Source organism: Cognaticolwellia beringensis (assembly GCF_002076895.1).
In the GTDB taxonomy this organism is placed as follows: domain Bacteria; phylum Pseudomonadota; class Gammaproteobacteria; order Enterobacterales; family Alteromonadaceae; genus Cognaticolwellia; species Cognaticolwellia beringensis.
On sequence record NZ_CP020465.1, the window covers coordinates 3766651 to 3786299 of the forward strand.

General features: G+C 38.0%; 14 protein-coding genes and 1 pseudogene. 9 read left to right on the forward strand and 6 right to left on the reverse strand.

The features are described from left to right. Positions 1-62 precede the first annotated feature (62 nt). Both B5D82_RS15845 and B5D82_RS15850 read right to left on the reverse strand, forming a co-directional pair. Positions 63-1232: an isovaleryl-CoA dehydrogenase gene (locus tag B5D82_RS15845; RefSeq protein WP_081152885.1), complete on the reverse strand. Its 1170-nt coding sequence runs from the start codon at positions 1230-1232 to the stop codon at positions 63-65. 88 nt (positions 1233-1320) lie between these two features. Next, a complete protein-coding gene (locus B5D82_RS15850; RefSeq protein ID WP_081152886.1) occupies positions 1321-1713 on the reverse strand; it encodes a MerR family transcriptional regulator in 393 nt (130 codons plus the stop codon). Between the two features lie 298 nt (positions 1714-2011). On the opposite strand from B5D82_RS15850, the gene B5D82_RS15855 reads away from it, so the two are divergent. The 4 genes and pseudogenes from B5D82_RS15855 to B5D82_RS15875 all read left to right on the forward strand — a co-directional run bounded on the left by B5D82_RS15855 (position 2012) and on the right by B5D82_RS15875 (position 5240). After that, a complete protein-coding gene (locus B5D82_RS15855; protein ID WP_081152888.1) occupies positions 2012-3196 on the forward strand; it encodes an acetyl-CoA C-acyltransferase in 1185 nt (394 codons plus the stop codon). Positions 3197-3437: 241 nt separating this feature from the next. Then, positions 3438-4208, forward strand: a complete 771-nt coding sequence (locus B5D82_RS15860; protein ID WP_081152889.1) for a hypothetical protein — start codon at positions 3438-3440, stop codon at positions 4206-4208. Positions 4209-4529: 321 nt separating this feature from the next. After that, positions 4530-4676 (forward strand): hypothetical protein, encoded by a 147-nt coding sequence (locus tag B5D82_RS15865; protein WP_157673918.1) that lies wholly within the window; start codon positions 4530-4532, stop codon positions 4674-4676. Positions 4677-4679: 3 nt separating this feature from the next. After that, positions 4680-5240 (forward strand): annotated as a pseudogene (locus B5D82_RS15875) (TIGR00366 family protein). Between the two features lie 277 nt (positions 5241-5517). Here the strand turns inward: B5D82_RS15875 and yegD are convergent. The 3 genes from yegD to lgt all read right to left on the reverse strand — a co-directional run bounded on the left by yegD (position 5518) and on the right by lgt (position 8862). After that, a complete protein-coding gene (gene yegD / locus B5D82_RS15880; RefSeq protein WP_081152895.1) occupies positions 5518-6876 on the reverse strand; it encodes a molecular chaperone in 1359 nt (452 codons plus the stop codon). A gap of 316 nt (positions 6877-7192) precedes the next feature. Then, positions 7193-7987, reverse strand: coding sequence for a ribonuclease H family protein (locus B5D82_RS15885; RefSeq protein ID WP_081152897.1), 795 nt, complete (start codon positions 7985-7987; stop codon positions 7193-7195). A gap of 86 nt (positions 7988-8073) precedes the next feature. Continuing rightward, a complete protein-coding gene (gene lgt, locus B5D82_RS15890; protein WP_081152899.1) occupies positions 8074-8862 on the reverse strand; it encodes a prolipoprotein diacylglyceryl transferase in 789 nt (262 codons plus the stop codon). Between the two features lie 698 nt (positions 8863-9560). Here lgt and B5D82_RS15895 point away from each other — a divergent pair. The 4 genes from B5D82_RS15895 to B5D82_RS15910 all read left to right on the forward strand — a co-directional run bounded on the left by B5D82_RS15895 (position 9561) and on the right by B5D82_RS15910 (position 16059). After that, on the forward strand, positions 9561-10025 hold the full coding sequence (locus tag B5D82_RS15895) for a hypothetical protein (RefSeq protein ID WP_081152900.1): 465 nt from the start codon (positions 9561-9563) through the stop codon (positions 10023-10025). Positions 10026-10697: 672 nt separating this feature from the next. Continuing rightward, positions 10698-13454 carry a TonB-dependent receptor gene (locus tag B5D82_RS15900; RefSeq protein ID WP_094122820.1) on the forward strand — a complete coding sequence of 919 codons (2757 nt, stop codon included), beginning with the start codon at positions 10698-10700 and terminating at the stop codon, positions 13452-13454. A 135-nt stretch (positions 13455-13589) separates the two neighbouring features. Continuing rightward, a complete protein-coding gene (locus tag B5D82_RS15905) occupies positions 13590-15080 on the forward strand; it encodes a tryptophan halogenase family protein (RefSeq protein ID WP_081152902.1) in 1491 nt (496 codons plus the stop codon). Positions 15081-15141: 61 nt separating this feature from the next. Continuing rightward, complete coding sequence (locus B5D82_RS15910; RefSeq protein ID WP_081152903.1) at positions 15142-16059, forward strand: aldo/keto reductase; 918 nt, start codon at positions 15142-15144, stop codon at positions 16057-16059. 113 nt (positions 16060-16172) lie between these two features. On the opposite strand, the gene B5D82_RS15915 is transcribed toward B5D82_RS15910, so the two are convergent. Continuing rightward, positions 16173-18473 (reverse strand): peptidase U32 family protein, encoded by a 2301-nt coding sequence (locus tag B5D82_RS15915; protein WP_081152905.1) that lies wholly within the window; start codon positions 18471-18473, stop codon positions 16173-16175. A gap of 59 nt (positions 18474-18532) precedes the next feature. On the opposite strand from B5D82_RS15915, the gene B5D82_RS15920 reads away from it, so the two are divergent. Then, entirely contained in the window at positions 18533-19288 is a 756-nt protein-coding gene (locus B5D82_RS15920) for a glutathione S-transferase (protein WP_342743780.1), read from the forward strand. Positions 19289-19649 lie beyond the last annotated feature (361 nt).

Genomic DNA, 19649 nt, shown 5'->3' on the forward strand with positions numbered 1-19649 from the left:
CCGAAGCCAATGGTGCTGTTTTTATATAGCAACAGCATTCATTGGCAACGAGAAAAGGTAACTTAAACCGATTCGTTGAATAATTCGCGGCCAATTAGCATGCGACGAATTTCTGAGGTGCCAGCACCAATTTCATACAACTTAGCATCACGTAATAAACGACCCGCTGGGAACTCATTAATGTAACCGTTACCACCGAGTAACTGAATTGCATCTAAGGCCATTTTGGTCGCCAGTTCGGCAGAATATAAAATCACACCTGCAGCATCTTTACGGGTTGTTTCGCCACGATCCGCTGCCATCGCACATAAATAGGCATAAGATTTTGCTGCATTCATTTGTGTGTACATGTCGGCAATTTTGCCTTGAATTAATTGAAATTCACCAATGGCTTGGCCAAATTGTTTTCTGTCGTGAATGTAAGGTACAACTAAGTCCATACAAGCATCCATAATACCTAGCGGTCCGCCAGTTAAAACTAAACGCTCGTAATCTAGGCCCGACATTAGTACGCGCACGCCTTTGCCTTCTTCACCTAAAATATTTGTCGCCGGTACTTCACAATCTTGGAAGACTAATTCACAGGTATTAGAGCCACGCATACCTAACTTATCGAGTTTTTGATGACGAGAAAAACCTGGGTAGTCACGTTCAACGATAAAAGCAGTAATACCTTTAGAACCAGCACTGGTATCGGTTTTGGCATAGATAATAAAAACATGGGCGTCAGGACCGTTAGTGATCCACATTTTATTGCCATTAAGAATGTACTTATCGCCTTGTTTTTTAGCGGTAAGTTTCATGCTAACTACATCAGAGCCGGCATTTGGCTCTGACATCGCTAGGGCACCAATATGTTCACCAGTACAAAGTTTTGGTAAATACTTTTCTTTTTGTTCATGGCTACCATTTTTGTTTAATTGGTTTAAACAAAGGTTAGACATAGCGCCGTAGCTTAGGCCTACAGAAGCAGAAGCACGTGAAATTTCTTGCATCGCCACCATGTGCTCTAAATAACCTAAACCAGAACCACCATATTGCTCATCAACCGTCATACCTAATAAACCTAAATCGCCAAACTTGCGCCATAAGTCGTTTGGAAATTCATTATCAATATCAATTTGTGCTGCACGAGGAGCAATTTCGTCACGAGCAAAAGCATTCACCGTGGTGCGGATCATGTCAACGGTTTCACCCAAGTTAAAATTCATTGATGAGAATGTAGAAATCATAGTAGTACCTTTAATAATTGTTTGTCATGTTAACGCTGTTAATTGTCGCGTTAGCTGTTACTTAAATTTTTTCTGTATTTATTGTGCTTTATTTATCAATGGAGGCTAACGCATTTTGACAGTTGTTTTCTAAGCCTGTTAATTCAATTAATACCGCTTGGATATCTTCTAGCTGTTGGTTTAAATCATTTTTCTTGTTGGAAATTAAATCCATAATTGTTTTTAGTTGTGTAGCACTTGATTTGTCGGCATCGTAAAGCTCAAATAAGCGACCTGTTTCAGCTAATGAAAAACCTAAGCGTTTACCCCGTAGAATTAACTTTAGTCGAACTCTGTCTCTTTGGTTGTAAATTCTTGTCTGTCCTTTGCGAGTAGGAATTATCAAGCCTTGGTCTTCGTAAAAACGGATACTGCGGGTGGTAATATCAAACTCTCTCGCTAACTCACCAATAGAGTAGGTGATTGGGGTAATATCGCTCATTTTTATTGCTCGAAGTTAATTTGGTTTTTATCTATAGGATACCTTACAACAAGTTTACGTTAACGTAAAGTGCGAGGCGTAAGTAAGCTATGTAATACAGCATATATTATTGCTGATATTAGCTAGGTTTTAAGCGAGCGTTGTAAAGAATGCTTGGCGAATTTGCAATCAGAGATAAAGATAACACTAAAGGACTATAATCTTTACGTTGGCGTAAAGCTTGAATTGCGGTAATCTGTTGCGCAATTATTATCGATTATTAGCTACATTTATCGAACTACACTTTTTGGAGAGCCACATGTCTACTCAAGATCCTATCGTTATCGTTGCAGCAAAACGCACCCCTATGGGCGGTTTTATGGGCGGTTTATCTGCAGTTAGTGCTACCACATTAGGTGCCACAGCTATTCGTGGTGCTATGGCAGCCGCTAATTTATCTAATGTTCAAGTCGATGAAGTGATCATGGGTTGTGTATTACCTGCCGGTTTAAAACAAGCACCTGCCCGTCAAGCGGCATTAGAAGCTGACTTAGACCTGTCTACGACTTGTACTACGATTAACAAAGTTTGTGGTTCAGGCATGAAAGCGGCTATGCAGGCGCATGATGCTTTATTAGCGGGTTCTATTGATGTTGCTATCGCGGGCGGCATGGAAAGCATGACGAATGCGCCACATCTTTTACCAAGTGGCAGAGCTGGTATTAAAATGGGTCACGGTCAGGTACTTGATCATATGATGACTGACGGCCTAGAAAATGCTTATGACGGTATTGCCATGGGGTGTTTCGCACAAGCAACTGCTGATGAATCTGCATTTACCCGTGAAGACATGGATGCTTATGCAATTCGCTCTTTAGAACGTGCTAATGCTGCGATAGCTGACGGCTCATTCGTTAATGAAATATCACCAGTAACCATTAAATCTCGTCGTGGTGATTCAGTATTTGAAATTGATGAACAACCGGGTAATGCGCGCCCAGATAAAATTCCTAGCTTGCGTCCAGCATTTAAAAAAGACGGTACAATTACTGCTGCTAACTCAAGCTCTATTTCTGATGGCGCAGCCGCATTAGTGATGATGAAATTGTCAGAAGCACAAAAACGTGGTTTAACGCCATTATGTAAAATTGTTGCTCATGCAATGCACGCACAAAAGCCAGCAGAATTTACCGTAGCACCGGTTGGCGCTATGAAAAAAGTACTAGCAAAAGCTAATTGGACAACCGCTGATGTTGATTTATTTGAAATCAACGAAGCCTTTGCCATGGTAACTATGTTAGGTATTAAAGAATTAGACTTAGATGTTTCGAAAGTAAACGTTAACGGCGGCGCTTGTGCTTTAGGCCACCCGTTAGGCGCTAGTGGCGCACGTATTATGGTGACGTTAATTCATGCTTTGAAAAACCGTGGTTTAAGTAAAGGTCTTGCGTCTTTATGTATTGGTGGCGGTGAAGCCACTGCGATTGCTATTGAAATGATGTAGCAACTAAGGTTACTTATAAAAGCCCGCTTTTTTGCGGGCTTTTTTGATTCTAGGGTTACTGAAAAATATTTTATATTGTTAGACACTATGAATATGGGCAAAAAAATCACAGTAATTTAAATAAAAAGAAATACTTAGTAACAATTGTTTGAATAAAATATATTGAACTACTCACGTAATATTGAGTATAAAGTATGGGTATATCATCCACTGAAAATTAAAATAATAAACAGGGTAAGTTATGACATTCAAAAATATTCACATTACGGTATTAGCTGTGCTTACGTGTACCCTTACACAAAACGTTCACGCTGATGGCTTGGCTGATTTACAACAAGCCTTGGCTAAGTTAGACGGTAGCCATTCAGTTTCTGGTGTATTAAGCGTTACTTTTACTGAGTCTAGAGGTGATGGGAAAGATAAAAAATTAAAAACCGGCGCAATTAAATCAACACTTTCTGAAAGTATTGAAGGTTTAGATATTCGTTATTCGAAAAATGTTTTAACGCAAATAGCACAAGAAAATCTCATTAAAATCAATAATGAAGAAGCGGATACCCCAGCCTTAAATGGGGCAGAAATACTATCGGCGTCATCTTTAATTCCTATACTCTCCTCAGCACAAACCATTTTAGATATTATCGCAAAAGGCAAATTTACCACTGAAAGCAATATTGACTACCTCGACAAACAAGTGCGTGTATTAGACTTTGACTTACCGCTAGAAAGTTTCATTGATGATAAAAAAACGCGCGGTTATGTAAATAAATTCAACGGCAGTTATAAAATTTTAATTAACGATGAAGGTATTCCTATTGAAACTCGCATGAGCTATTCAGGAAAAGGCAGCGCTTATATATTTTTTTCTATGTCTGCGGAGAGTGAAACTACCTCTCAGTTTCAAATTAAAGGTACACGTTTAGTTAGAGTTAATAAAACAGTAGAGTCGAACTCAACTTCTACGTTTAACGAGCGAACTTATAGTGGTCGCTGGGCGTTGGAACTACAATAATATATTAACTTTATTAATGAAAGCTTTTGGCTGTTGAAAACGTTATATCAACAGCCCTGATTATTTGATGATTTAAATAGATTAAGATAAATACCTTATATTTGGCCACTTTTCCTGCGTATAAAGTTGCCCACCCAATTAGACACATTGTTGCTATACAAAAAGATAAAATAAAACGTAAAGCACAGGTGTGCTGCAGATTTAATTCCAGTAAGCCTTACGCTAGGTAGTTTGTTAAACTACTGCTATCTTTTTACACATTTTTTAACCGTGCCTTTGTTGATGTGGTTATTAAAACCAAAAGCGGACACTGCAAGTTCAATGGCTACATTGAAAGCTGTAGGACATGCTGCAAATAACACTGTTGCTGAAGAAGCACACTCACAAAATCTCACCGGCAACTCAATGTCTGATCGGCTAAATAATAGCTCTTGGTTACAATTTATTATTGCCCTGACTGCTTTTTAGTTTATTTTCCGTCACTTTTTAAATAATGGCTTTGATTTAAATCTTAATATTATGATCTTCACTTTTATGGCTATTGGTTTAATCGCTCATAAAACACCTATTCAATATGTCATTTCGATGAAGCGGTCTTGCAGTAATATGTCAGGGATCGTTTTTCAATACCCCTTTGTTACTTGAATAATGGGCATCATGATGTTTAGTGGATTAGGTGCTAATTTGTCAAGCTGGATGTCTGCTGGAGCCTCGATACAATCTTTACCTTTTATTACCCTATTAAGTGGTTCACTGATTCATTTTGCAATTCCTTCTGCAGGCGGAGAGTGGGCAGTGATTGGACCGGCACTAACTGAAACTGCACTCAAACTTACTGAAACTTTACCCGCTGAGCAAGTAAAAGCTTTTGTCTCACGTGTTGCTATGGCAACAGCCTATGGGGAGACAACTAGTAACTTACTTCAGCCATTTTTCCTGCTGATAATTTTACCTATTATGGGAGTGGGTGTACAAATTCATACGCGTGATGTTATGGGGTTTTTGGTCATCCCATTTATCTATTCGTTATGACATCATTATTAGTAACTTTTGTACCACTATAAACTACAAAGGATCCATTTAAAGGTCACTTCGATCATATATAAACCTGATCTTTTAGGTGACCTTCTATCTAAGGAAGATAAAAGTGCTAAATAACGCAAAAGTTGGCTGTTTTATTCAGTAGAATGTTCAGGTAATTAGTAATATTGATGTTACTTCTCTAGTTTATGCTAAGTAGCCATTAATCACGTATCATCAAATAATCGTAAGCGTCTGGCTACTAAGTACCGTTAATTTTACTATGTTTTTATGAATAAATAGTCTTAGCCCAACGCGTAAGACCTGCTGTAACACTACCGAAATGGTCACCAATGACAATCGGTGTATCTTGGAATTGCTGTTGCAAAAATTGGTTTAATACCGGTGATTTGGCGGTACCGCCAGTGACAAATACCACATCTGGCTGGCAGTTAGCCTGCGAAATAGCATCTTTCATTAGCACCGCAATAGCATTCAATTCTCTTTTACATGCCATGGCAAAACCATTCCTATCAAGATCTACGGTGAGCCCGTTATCGATATCAGATAAGTCTATTTGCTGTTCGGTTTGCTCAGTTAAGGCAATCTTAGTTTGCTCTGCAGCATTCACCACGCGGTAACTTAACTTTTGCTGTTGAACAGTTAACAAGCGGGTTAATAAGTCTGGCTGCTCGGCATCACGAATAAGCTGTTCTAAAAAGCGGCCATTAGCCGAACTGTAAAACTCAGTTTGATGGTTGATATTATTAATAGCCATTGCTTGCCAAAAACTATTGCTTGGCATAGGTTTGCCTGTTTTTAACAAACTATTTAAACCAAAACTGGGCATAATACCTTTAAGCGCAAAAGCAATATCAAAATCATTACCGCCAACGCGTTCACCACTATGGCTCAATAAATCACGGGTTCTATCAGCTAATACTGCTTGTTTCGGCCCCATTAATAACATTGAGCAATCTGTGGTGCCACCGCCAATATCGACCACTAAAACCTTGGTTTCCTCAGTAAGGCTAGCTTCATATTCAAAACCTGCTGCAACCGGTTCAAATTGAAATTCAACATCTTTAAAACCTACACGCTTAGCGGCATTAGTTAATAGTTTTATTGCTTGCTGGTTACTTTCTTCGCCACGTAGACCTTGAAAGTTAATCGGGCGACCAATGACCGTTTGGCTTACACTTCTACCAAGTGCTGCTTCAGTCAGACTTTTTACGTTACTCATCATTGCGGCAACAATATCTTCAAATAACTCCATTTGTTGCGGCAATAAACCACTGGCACCCAGAAATGACTTTGGAGATTTTATGTAATAGCCTTCATCGGGTTCTTGTAAATAATTATTTAATGCTTGTTGGCCAAACGATAATTCAGTTGGGTAACCGTCTAAAGTAAGCTCTCGTAAGGAGTTTTGTCCTTTTTGTAGCTGCCATTGACGTTGCTGTTGAAAGTTTTTTTGTTCGTTCAAGCTCAAGCGCTTTTGCAGCCAATTAACGATAACATCACGACTGGGGGCATACAAAGTTGACGATATAAATCGACCATGATCACCTAAAGATAATAGTTTTGGCGTATTGTTTTCCATAACGCCGACAGCACAGTTTGAGGTGCCGTAGTCAAATCCGATCATGTGGAAGTCCAAAGATAAAATGGCCGCGTAGAATACTGGTATATTGCACAGTAGGCAAGGGTTTTCAGGTTGTTCGGCGACAAAACTTACGATTAAACTTCTGCCTCGTTAAGCTTCAATTAATATATTTCAACAAAACACTTAATGAGTGTTTCGATAAAGAACTGAGGGGACAATGGGCTTTTGGGATACTGATTATTTTATCTTTTAGTCAGTGTAGATTATTTGGCGGTGTATTTTCTTGTAGATAATAAGAAAAAAGACAGTAGTGAACTGTCCTTTTTTTTTTGATTCTGGATGCTATATTACTAATAGATTAGCCCGAGGCCATGGCCAATATAGTCTTAATATCTAATGTTTCTTGGTATTGAACAAAACCTTTTGTGCATTTAACCCGAGCTAATACGGCCATTCTATCGGAAAGTTCATTACCTTCGATATTGGCGTGACCTTTTACATGACTAATAATTAAATTAGCCTTTAGTGCTTGGTAGAGCGTAAAACATTGTTTGATGATCTCAAGATTTTTAATTTCTTCACCCTTGCCGCGTGTCCAGCCTTTAGCTTGCCAGCCTTTTGCCCATTTAGTGATGCAGTCTATGGAATATTTAGAATCAGAAAGTACTTGAACAGTTTTACCTTGCTTAATGTGATCTTGTGCGTAATTAAATGCGGCAAGTAAGCCATTAAGTTCAGCGGTGTTATTCGTGCCCATTGGTTCATATAAGCCATACCACAGCTCAACTAATTTCTGCTGTTGATATACCGCCATGCCCGTTCCTGATTTTCCAGGATTTGGAGAACAAGCACCATCACAATAAATATTGATATCTGCAGTTTTTGCAGATGTTGAGCTATTACTCGCTCCGGTAGTTTCAGCTTTAACGTAGGCAGCAGAAGCAGCAGGTTTAGCGCCGCTACTTTTACTCATCGATCGTTTTGTTAAAGCCTTAGTATAAGTAGATTGAAATGCTGAATCAGCCTCTGCTTTTGATGGGAACCCCATATATTGCGCGTCTGCACGTCCTTGAGTGTGACTTTTAACATCATTCCACTGCTCAAAGACACCTGTTTTTGCGCCTTTCCATACCACGTAATATTTTTTACTCATAAATTTTTGACCATTTTTTATTAATCATAATTTTGTCATTACCTAAGCATTTTTCGGTCACTTAGATATGGGTGAAATTGTTAATATTATTGTACTTGTTTATTGTTTTTTAATGACCAAATAACTAATACAACACCCGCGATAAAAAAAGGAATACTTAACATTTGTCCTGCAGTTAGCGCAATATCGGCAGTGTAAGCGGCTTGTTTTTCTTTTAACATTTCAATAAGAAAGCGCGCGGTAAAAATTAAAATTAAAAATATGCCTAAAATAGAGCCTTGTGGTGTTTGGGATTTCTTTTGTTTATATAAAACCATCAATATAAAAAATATAGCTAAATAAGCAAAGGCTTCATACAGTTGAGAAGGGTGGCGAGTAACGTTATCGATACGGGCAAAGATTACTGCCCAAGGTACATTACTCGCGGTACCTAAAATTTCAGAATTAACGAAGTTGGCACTGCGGACAAAAAAGCCGAATAGGGCAGTACATATCGCGAGTCTGTCGAGTAACCATAGAAAGTTCATGCTATGTTTTCTGCTATAAATTCCAGCGGCAATAATCGCACCAAGGCCGCCACCATGGCTAGCTAAACCGCCTTCCCAAATGGCGAGTATTTTCATCGGGTTGGCAAAGTAATAACCGGGGTCGTAAAAGAAACAATGGCCTAAACGTGCACCGACAATCACGCCTATAACAATGTAAACCAATAAGTTATCTAGGGCAGCTAGGTCTTGCTTTTCGGTTTGAAAAATCCATTTCATTACTTGCAAACCAGATAAAATAGCAGCAGCGAATAACACGCCATACCAATGAACAGTCAGTGGCCCAATGGAGAAAAATACGGGATCCAGATCCCAAACTAAATGTTGCAAAGCGTAACCCTTAATATTGCTAATGTTGAATAATGTTAAGTGGTTCTTCTTTTAACTAACCACATATTTTTCGATATTCTATCAAGCTACTTGTTGCAGTGGTGAATTAATTTGTGCCAAAGCGTTAATGACTACATTTGACTGTTATTCGTTGATTAAAACTTGCTCAAGCGATGTAATAAAACTGCGCTTACATGACTAACGTTTTTCTTTATTGGTTGGAAGGTGCTTATCCTTTTTTAATAATACCCTTAATTATTTTGACACCTTCTAACTAGCTAACGTCTTTATTTAAATAAGATTAATCCTAAGTTTATTAAATTTTTTGTAAACATGTTAATCAAATATAGATCAAAGAGGCATGATTGAATTACCCACAAAATCAATTGTAATAACCTGTGACAACTTAAGCTGATATAAATTTAATACGAGCTGTCTAAGTTAAATCACTTTGACCATCAGCAGAAAGTTAGCACTAATTTGAGACATCATTCTAATATTCACTATTTTTATCGTAATTAACTGTGCTGATTACAGAAATTGATGCTTTACTTAAACTGTAAATGGAATTATCCAAAATTTAATTACGTTGTAGGTGATAAATGAGTGTTATAGAACCTGAAAATCATTAAGCACGCAGTGCTATTGGGTATTTTATAGCGATATCATTAATAAGTTGTAATAAGGAGCACTTCGTTATGGAAGGGATGATGACGGTTGAATCAAAAATTAATATTTTTGAAATAGCTCAGCCACCGATTAGTTGTAAGCTTATCATTGCTGCTGAACAGCCAGTAGTAAATGGTATTTTTGTTGATTTTATCTTATTTAATCATATTGACAGAGATTTATCTGTGTTGACTTGGCATACGCCATTAGAAGGGTTTTATTCAAAACTTTTTATTATTACCGACCAATATAATGAGCAAGTAGACTATCAAGGACCTATTATTAAACGCGCGAATCCGAGTCCAGAAGATTATCAATTGATCAGGGCCAACGGTAACGTTGCCACCCTACTAGACTTGAGTTTAGTGTATGATTTAATTCCAGGAGATTATAAAATAAAGCTTAACAAGAAAACCCTGCAGGTTATTGAAAACGACATGCCATTTTGTATTTGTCAATGCGAAATAGATACGTTAACTTTTAGGGTTAATTAGCAGATGGTTAGCTGATGTCAGGTCGTTAAGTCTTCATAAAAAAGCTTATTGCATTGCAATAAGCTTTTTAGTTTCAAGCGTAATTAATCGACATCATATTATTATCGCCCAATGAATTGAACGAATTCAGACACCAAATTATTTTATCGAATAAAACTAACTTTGTTTGACTGTGCTTGTTGTCTTTAATTAATGGGAAGGGGCTGGTGTTCGTTTAAATGTGGGGGATTAATGTTTTGTCACGACTTATGTTTTAAGTCGTCGAAGTTGTTATATATCGATCACTTTAACTTCAAAATAGTCGTTAGTGTTTTGAAACCATTTCATTTATTACATACGTATTCAACGCTAATTTAAAAAGAAGAATATTAAGGGGTTTAATAGTTATTATGTTGAGTTTTATGTTCATGTTCGTTTAACTTATTGATAATAAATGGTTAAGTTATAATTGTATCGACTTTTATTTTACGGTTAATTCTATGGTGGCTGTTTTATCTTCTAAGTAGGCTTTTAATCTGACTTTATGAATACGTATGCAGATAGTATTCATCATCAAGCCTCCACTCTATATTAGAATTGTCTGCAAAACTAAGCAGAAAAATACAAATTATCGATATCAGCGCCGGATCGCTGAATAATAATTAAAGCATGGATGTATAGGGGAGTTCACCAGTGTTAAATTTTAAACCAAGCCGAGTAACTTTGGCATTGCTATCAAGCGGTTTCATGGCGTTAAGCTTGCCAACTTTTGCAGAAGAAGTGGCACTTGAAACAGCAAAAGAAAAAGAAGTAGAAACCATCACAGTTACAGGTATACGTGGAAGCTTACAAAGAGCTCAAGCAATTAAAATGAGTTCAAGCTCTATCGTTGAAGTTTTATCGGCGGAAGATATTGGTAAATTACCTGATACAAGTATTGCTGAATCATTAGCACGACTTCCCGGTGTAACCGGTGAAAGACGAAATGGCCGTACCAGTGGTTTATCTGTTCGTGGTTTTAATGAAAACTATGTGGGAACTTCACTCAATGGCCGTGAATTACTCGGTATGGGTGATAACCGCGGTGTAGAATATGATTTATATCCAACTGAAATTATATCTAACGTTGTTGTCTATAAAACACCTGAAGCTGGATTAGTGTCACAAGGCCTTGGTGGTACAGTTGATTTACAAACGGTCAGCCCGCTAAATTCAGACTCGGTCATGGCATTTAATGTCAATTTTGAACAAAATGAAAAAGATTCAGCAAATCCAGACTATGATAATGACGGACACCGATTTTCATTCAACTTCGTTGATAAGTTCATGGATGATACTTTAGGCGTTGCTTTAGTCTTATCTTCTTTAGAAACACCACGCCAAGAAGAAAACTTCCGCGCATGGGGTTATGCAGATACACCTGAAGGCAATAAAATATTGGGTGGTCACGATTCATTCGTTCGTTCTGCACTTTTAGAGCGTGATTCAATTGCTGCCATTATCGAATATGAGCCGACAGATGCGTTAAAAATTCAATTCGATGCGTTATATATAGATTTCAGTGAAAATGATGTTCGCCGAGGCCTTGAAGAGGGCGGTCCGGTGTGGGGTGGCGTAAATTATACGGAAACCAATGTAGAAGATGGTTTAGTTACTTCTGGCTACTGGGATGGCTTTCAATCTGTTGTTCGAAATGATGCCCGTACTCAAGATTCAAAACTAACCACATTTGGCTTAAATGTTGAGTACGTTTTGAATCAAGACTGGACAGCTGTTTTAGATATTTCAACAGGCTCTGTTGAAAAATCAATTGTTGATGTAGAGAGTTACTCTGGTGTTGGCCGTGCCGGCATTGATGGTCGACCTGGTGCCGCACGCTCTTGGGAAATGACGCCAACAGGTGTTATGTATAGTGATCATCCAACACTAGCGGGTGTTGATTATACTGATGAAAGCCTTATGCGTTTAGCCGGCCCTCAAGCTTGGGGCGCACCTATCATTGGTAGTGACGCACAAGATGGCTTTATTAATCGTCCAGAATTTGAAGAAGACTTAGACAGTGTTCGTCTAGAAGTTAATGGCTTATTAGAATACGGTATTATTTCAGGTATCGAAGCTGGTGTACTTTATTCTGACCGTACTAAAGAAAAAATCAATGAAGGCGATTATTTAACTGCACCAGAATATCCAAATGATGGTCCAATTCCTAATGTATTAGGTGTCGCTGACTTAGGATTTATCGGTATTAATGGCGTTTTAGCTTACGATAGTATTGGTCTATATAAAAGTGGCTACTACACAGAAACAGCTGCTTCTTTAGTACAAACAGATCGCTTAGGTGATACTTATACTATTAATGAAGAGCAATTATCTGCTTACGTAAAACTAAATTTAGAAGCTGAATTTGGTGATGTGCTAATGAGTGGTAATGTAGGTTTACAAGTTGTTAGCATTGATCAAACATCTACAGGCTTCTCCGTTGTTGATAATGCCACTGGCTATGTTGATGCGACTCCGGTAAGTGGTGGTGATTCATATACTGACATTCTGCCCACTTTAAACTTAAGCTTTGAAATTGCTGAAAATCAGTTTATTCGTACAGCAATGGGCAAAGTATTAAGTCGTCCACGTATGGATGATATGCGCCCTAATAATAGAGCAACTTTTTCATTCAACGATAACAATATTAATAGCACCGATCCTGAAAATGGAGCATGGTCTGGCAGTAGCGGAAATCCAACACTTAAACCATTAGAAGCCAATCAATTCGATTTGTCTTACGAAAATTACTTTACTGATGATGGCTATTTTGCAGCAACATTCTTCTATAAAGATTTAAAAAATTGGCATCGAAGTGGTCAAGCGTTAACAGATTTTTCAGACGTTTATATTCCTGAGTATCATCAAGGGTCAACGGGTCAAGCGCCTGCGAGCTTTTTAGGTTTTGTAGACTCAACTGAAGACGGTTTGCAAGGCTTTGTACGTGGTTATGAATTCCAAGCCAGTGTACCATTTCGCTTAATTCACGAAAAACTAGAAGGTTTTGGTCTTGCCGTTAGTGCAACTTTCATTGATGGTGAATTAGAAGACGGCGGTCGAATTCCAGGTCTTTCTGAAGAAAGCTATTCATTAACCGCTTATTATGAATATAAAGGTTTCGAATTCCGTATTGCGGGCACTAAACGCGATGAGTTTTTAACTGAAACTCGTGGTTTAAGTCTTGCGCTTGATGAAACTGAAGATTTAGGCTCAGAAATTTGGGATGCACAAGTTAGTTACGACTTTAAAGAGTCTGGTATCGAGTCACTTGAAGGGTTGCGTATTACATTACAAGCGCAAAACTTAACAGACGAAGACACCTTACAAGCTGAAGCAACGGATGGTCGACAAATTAGGTCTTACCAATCGTTTGGTGCAAACTACTCGTTAGGTCTTAATTACAAGTTTTAATTATTAAGTGTAATTAATTAAACGTTTGTAAAATTAAAACCTGCTAGGCTTCTAGCAGGTTTTATTATTTGGACCGTGATAAAGTTTTATATTGAATTAATGTATATGTAGTAGTAATAAAGTAGAGAATTACACATGACAAATAAAATTAAAAAAGTTGTTGTTCTAGGCGGTGGTACTGCAGGTTGGATGTCAGCCTCATTAATTAAAAAGTTAATGGGCAAGTCAGTTGATGTTGAATTGGTTGAGTCAGAAGCTATAGCGAGTGTTGGTGTAGGTGAAGCGACTATCCCTCCTATTCGTTTATTTAATAGCGTGCTTGGAATTAATGAAGCTGAGTTTCTGCGAGAGACTAAAGCGACTATCAAGCTTGGCATAAAATTCGAAAATTGGAAAAACACCGAAGAAAGCTATTTTCATACTTTTGGTGCTGCAGGTAAAAGTTCTCCATTTTGTCAATTTCATCATTATTTAAAACGTGCACAAGATGCCGGACTAAAAGATAATTTATGGGATTACGACCTGAATTATCTATGTGCAACCCAAGGTAAGTTTGCGCAAATAAAATCTAAAGACCCTATTATTGATATTCCTTACGCCTTTCATTTTGATGCCGGCTTATACGCAGAATTTTTAAGAAAATTTAGTGAAAAAATCGGCGTTAAACGCACCGAGGGCATGGTTGAAAATGTTGAGCAATGTAAAAAAACCGGTAACGTAAATTCATTGGTACTAAAAAGTGGCGAGGTAATTAAAGGTGATTTGTTTATTGATTGCTCTGGTTTTCGCGGTCTGCTAATACAACAAACGCTTAATACTGGTTATGAAGACTGGGGGCATTGGCTACCTTGTGACCGGGCCGTGGCAGTGCCTTCTAAAAGGTTCGACGAAACAGTGCCTTATACTCGCTCAATTGCGCACGCAGGGGGTTGGCAATGGCGTATACCGTTGCAACATCGCAACGGCAATGGTCTCGTTTATAGCAGTAAACATTATAGCGATGAACAAGCTAAAGCACTGTTATTAGCCAATATTGAGTCAGAGCCCTTAGCAGAACCTCGAATTATAAAATTTACTACGGGGCGTCGACGTAAACAGTGGCATAAAAATGTAATCGCGATAGGATTATCGAGCGGATTTTTAGAGCCGCTTGAGTCAACCAGTATTCATTTAATTCAATCAGCCATTGTGCGCCTGATTCATATGTTCCCGCAAAAGGGTATCAGTACAGCACAAGTTGATGAATATAATCGTCAATCGAAAGTAGAGTATGAACAAATACGAGATTTTATTATCTTGCATTATCATGTTAACCAAAGGGACGACAGTCAACTGTGGCGTGATTTACGTGAAATGGATATACCAGAGTCTTTAGCGGAAAAAATTAAACTCTTTAAAGAAAGCGGCAAAATATTTCGTGAGCAAAACGACTTGTTTAATGAAGGTTCATGGTTACAAGTGATGTTAGGACAGGGCATAGAGCCAGAAGATTATCATCCTATGGCGAATGATATGCCGCTTGAGCAGCTCAACTCGATGTTAGCGAAAATTAAAGCTATCAAACATGAGCCGCTAACAAAGCTGCCAAGTCATGATGAGTATTTAACTAATTTTTGTCGGTTGTAGTGATTAGTTATATTACTTATTTTAGTTATTTTTAAATTCCAATTGTTAAACAGAGTGATCAATGAAACACAGTAAACTAGGCAACTCAACTATCGAATCATCACGTTTTATCTACGGCTGTATGCGTATTGCTGGCGACAACAGCACGAGCGATCGTAGTAAAGGTAAACGGGCAATAATGACGGCGTTGGATGCAGGCTATAACCATTTTGATCATGCTGATATCTATGGTGGTGGTGCAAGTGAAAGTATTTTTGGAGAGATATTAGCAGAACAACCGCATTTACGTGAAAAAATGATTATTACCTCAAAAGCTGGTATCCGACCAAAAAATAATGATGATAGCTACGCACCAACTCGTTATGATTTTAGCCAAAAGTATTTATTGGCCAGTGTGGAAGGTTCATTAAAACGTTTAAATACCGATCATTTAGATCTGTTTTTGCTGCATCGACCTGATTATTTATTTGACGCAAATGAGGTGGCAGAAACCTTTGCGTTATTAAAAGCCAGCGGTAAGGTTAAGCATTTTGGTGTCAGTAATTTTAAACCCTCGCAAGTTGCGTTGTTAAAATCTGCGTTATCTATGCCACTGTTGGTTAATCAGGTTGAAATTAATATTCACAATATCGATACCTTACTTGATGGCACGTTAGATCAATGCCAACAGCATGGTATTACACCTATTGCGTGGTGTCCGCTGGGCGGCGTTGCTTATTCAGCTTGGGGCAACACTTTTTCAGTTGAAGATGAGCAAAGAATTGAAAGCGAGCTAAACAACCAAAGTAAAAAATATGGTTGCGCACCTTGGCAAGTTATTCTCGCTTGGTTGTTACAACATCCTGCCAATGTTTTCCCCATTATAGGTTCAACGACCCCAGAACGCATTATTGCGGCTAAACAAGCCTTAGCAATAGATTATTCGCGTGAAGATTGGTATCGCTTGCTAGAAGCTAGAAATGGCCAAGCAGTGCCGTAGGTTTTTTAAAGAGAGTCTTAAGTGAGCCACCAAAAAAGCCACTCATTTACTTTATAATCGTAAGTGAGTGGCTTTATTAATTTACATTGTCTAAATAATAAGTCGTACTTTATCTACAACCCATTATGGTATTGAATATTAGTCGACTCAGGCACTAAATTATTTAACTGTTGTTTTACTGCCGACTGATTATCTTTCACTTGCATAGACAATAGTGCTTCAAATTGGCTGATCAACAAGGCTTTATCAGGAGAGGCTTTATCGCCTGCGCCAATGTTGGTTAAATCAATCATAAAGCTGTCGAATAAATCAGATAAGTCTTCAATAACTTCCATATTTAAAAACTGATCTTGGTTATAAATACTTGGATAACCCGCTTTTTGCTTATCAATGGCAAACGACACGCCTTTAAGGTTAGTGATGCTAGTCGACTTATCACAAGACAGCATACAACCATTGTCGATGCGTGGTTTTTCACAGCCAACACTTTGTTGGAAGAAACATTGTCGGCTAGTCATCAACAAAATAGGGTGGTAAATACTGTAAAACAATTTAAAGTTTTCAGGACGTGCAATATGCTTCATTTGCATGGCATTAATTTCGTTTGAAATAAACGCGCCGCTACAGTCAAAGTCTTCTTTCATGGCTAATAGCGCGTATGAGTTGGTGGTGTTTAAAAACGGGCCAGCAATCCATTTTATGCCTAAGGCATTGGCTTTATAAGCAATACCAGTGTTATTTGTGACGATAAGTTCAGGTTTTACTTGCTCTAAAATCGTAACAGCAGCGTCATAATCTTTTCCGATTAGCACGGCAGGAAACCATGGAATTAAACGTGGATTGTCTTGTAAAAAGCCAACATACTTAGTGCAGCCACGTTTGTAAGCATCGGGTAATTTAAAGTAAATATCGGCATCAGTAATCTCTGTAAGCGCAACATCGGTTTCGTCACAAATCAAAATTGATAGTTCAGCTTTACTCGCGTTTTTAGTATCACTTTTAGGGTGACTAACCAACTTAGGTAACGTCACCTCAGGGATAATATCAACCGCATTATTTAACGTGCTAGCGATTTGGTTTTTAAGTGCGGTTAGCTCTTTAAAAGGGATACTTAAACCGGCATTTAATTTGTCGCAGTTTAGCTCGTTAAGTAAAAACTCAGCATTATTAAAGCTTTTAAAGCGTTTTTCGATGGTTGCTTTATCAATACTAGCGTTATCACTAGCGCGTAATAGGCTAGTAGAGTGCACGGTAAAGGTATTTTGCTCAATAGAAAAGCCAGTGGTAGTCACTGTAACCGTTAACGGTTGCTCTAGTTGGCCTGAAAAGCTTAAGGTTAACGGTACTTTTTCAATACTTAAATGCTTTATTTTCTCTACAACTTCCGCTTCAATGTCGTTTTTATCTGTTTGTAGATTTTGCTCTACATCTTGAATTTGAACGACTGAAATTGCTTGGCTTTCGTCAGCTTTAAATTTACTGACCGCATGCACTTTTGAGTTATCGCGCGGATTATCAATAAACATCGATTGATTTAAATCACCGCGTAAAAAAGCATTGGAGAAGTCACGATTAAATACTTTGTAAAGGCGTTCGCCATCTTGTGTTAATTCGCCAGTATTAAGAAAACCATCGATTTGTTTACGGAAACTATCGACGACCGTATGGACGTAATTAGCACCTTTAATGCGGCCTTCAATTTTGAACGAATGCACACCTGCGTCAATTAAAGCCGGTAAATCAAAAAAGGCTGAATTGTCTTTAATATTTAGTGGGAAGTTATGACCAGACGGTGTTGTTTCATACTCTTCACGACAGGCTTGGCTGCAACGGCCACGATTACCTGAATTACCGACACTAGCTGAAGTTGAATAACAAAGCCCTGAAAAGGCCACGCAAAGTGAGCCATGCACGAATACTTCGGTTAGCACATTGTATTCATTACAAACTTCAGTGATAGCCGTTATTTCACGTAAGTTTAATTCTCTAGATAAATTAACTCGCGACGCCCCTAATTTTTTTAAAAAAGGTATTTGGCCTATATTATGGGTAGTTAACTGGGTTGAAGCGTGAATATCTAAGGTTGGAAAATGCTTTTTAATAATATTAAACATACCGATATCTTGCACGATAACGCCGTCTAATGTGGTGTTAACCAATTTACTTAATAATTTAGCAATAGACTTAAATTCACGCTCTAAAATAATGACGTTCAAGGTCAAAAATATTTGGCATTCGTATTGATGGGCAAGACGGATAATGCCAATAAGTTGTTCAAAAGATATATTAGCAGCGCGATTACGGGCATTTAGTGTGTCTAAACCGCAATATACCGCGTCGGCTCCGGCTATAATGGCCGCTTTAATTGCGTCAACATCGCCACCGGGGGCTAATAATTCTATTTTATGATCCATTTGTACAACTTTTTATTCGCTAAATTTCAGAGCAGGGATTTTACCCGTATATTTCCCTAATGAATACCGTTAAAGTTGCAGGATTAAAAGAAAAAGTATTCATCAAGAAGAGCACTATGGCACTCCCTATCCTTTATTCGTTAAGAAACTGCCCCTATGCAATGCGCGCACGTATTGCTATTTTTAAGTCGCATCAACCAGTTGCGTTACGTGACGTGGTGTTAAGTAATAAACCGCCAGAAATGATTTTAGCTTCACCCAAAGCTACCGTCCCCATTTTAGTGTTAAATGAAGAAAGTGAAATTGTTACCGGTGCTGTTAGCGAAGCAGACACAAAAGGTAAAATTATTGATGAAAGCCTAGATGTTATGTTGTGGGCGCTGCATAAATCGGATCCTCATGATTTACTTCATCATGAAACGCCTGAAACTTTAGTGCAAATGTTAAGCTTTATTGCTGAGTTTGATGTTGAATTCAAACGCTGTTTGGAAGCTTATAAATGCGCAAAACGTTATCATGAAACCAATATTAGTGAATGCCGAGCAGCATGCGAACATTATATTAAACAGCTAGAAGCACGATTAGCCCAGCATGAATTTTTAACGTCATCACGAGAAAGTTTACTCGATATAGCGCTGCTTCCGTTTATTCGCCAATTTGCCCGTATAGAACGCCAATGGTACTTACAATCGCCGTATCCCAATTTAAAAAAATGGTTAAATAGTTATCTACAAAGTTCAATGTTTACTAAAGTAATGGCCAAACATCCATTATGGCTAGATAGCGGTGAAGAAGTAATTTTTGTTGGTCGGTAAAATAAATGCTTTAAGTGGTAGTTAGATGAGTTTAGCAATGGAGATAGTTTTTTGGTTATTAATTGACACTATATTGGGTGTTATATTTTATTTCCCGGCTGTTTAATACTTAAAGTAATCACTTTGGGCCAGATTAACGTTGAGTTTTAGGACTTTGCAGCTTTTAAGGTGAGTAAATCTGCAAAGAGAAACTTCATTGGTCTGTTGGGAATATCTTTTTACATCATATTAATTGTCTTCGTTGCCTATTTAAATAATTAAATTATAACAGGCTATTAAATTGGACAAATGGCGTTAGCAGATTATATTTAACGTAGACATATTATTGCCCTTTATTAGGGCTTTCCAAGGAGGATTCAAT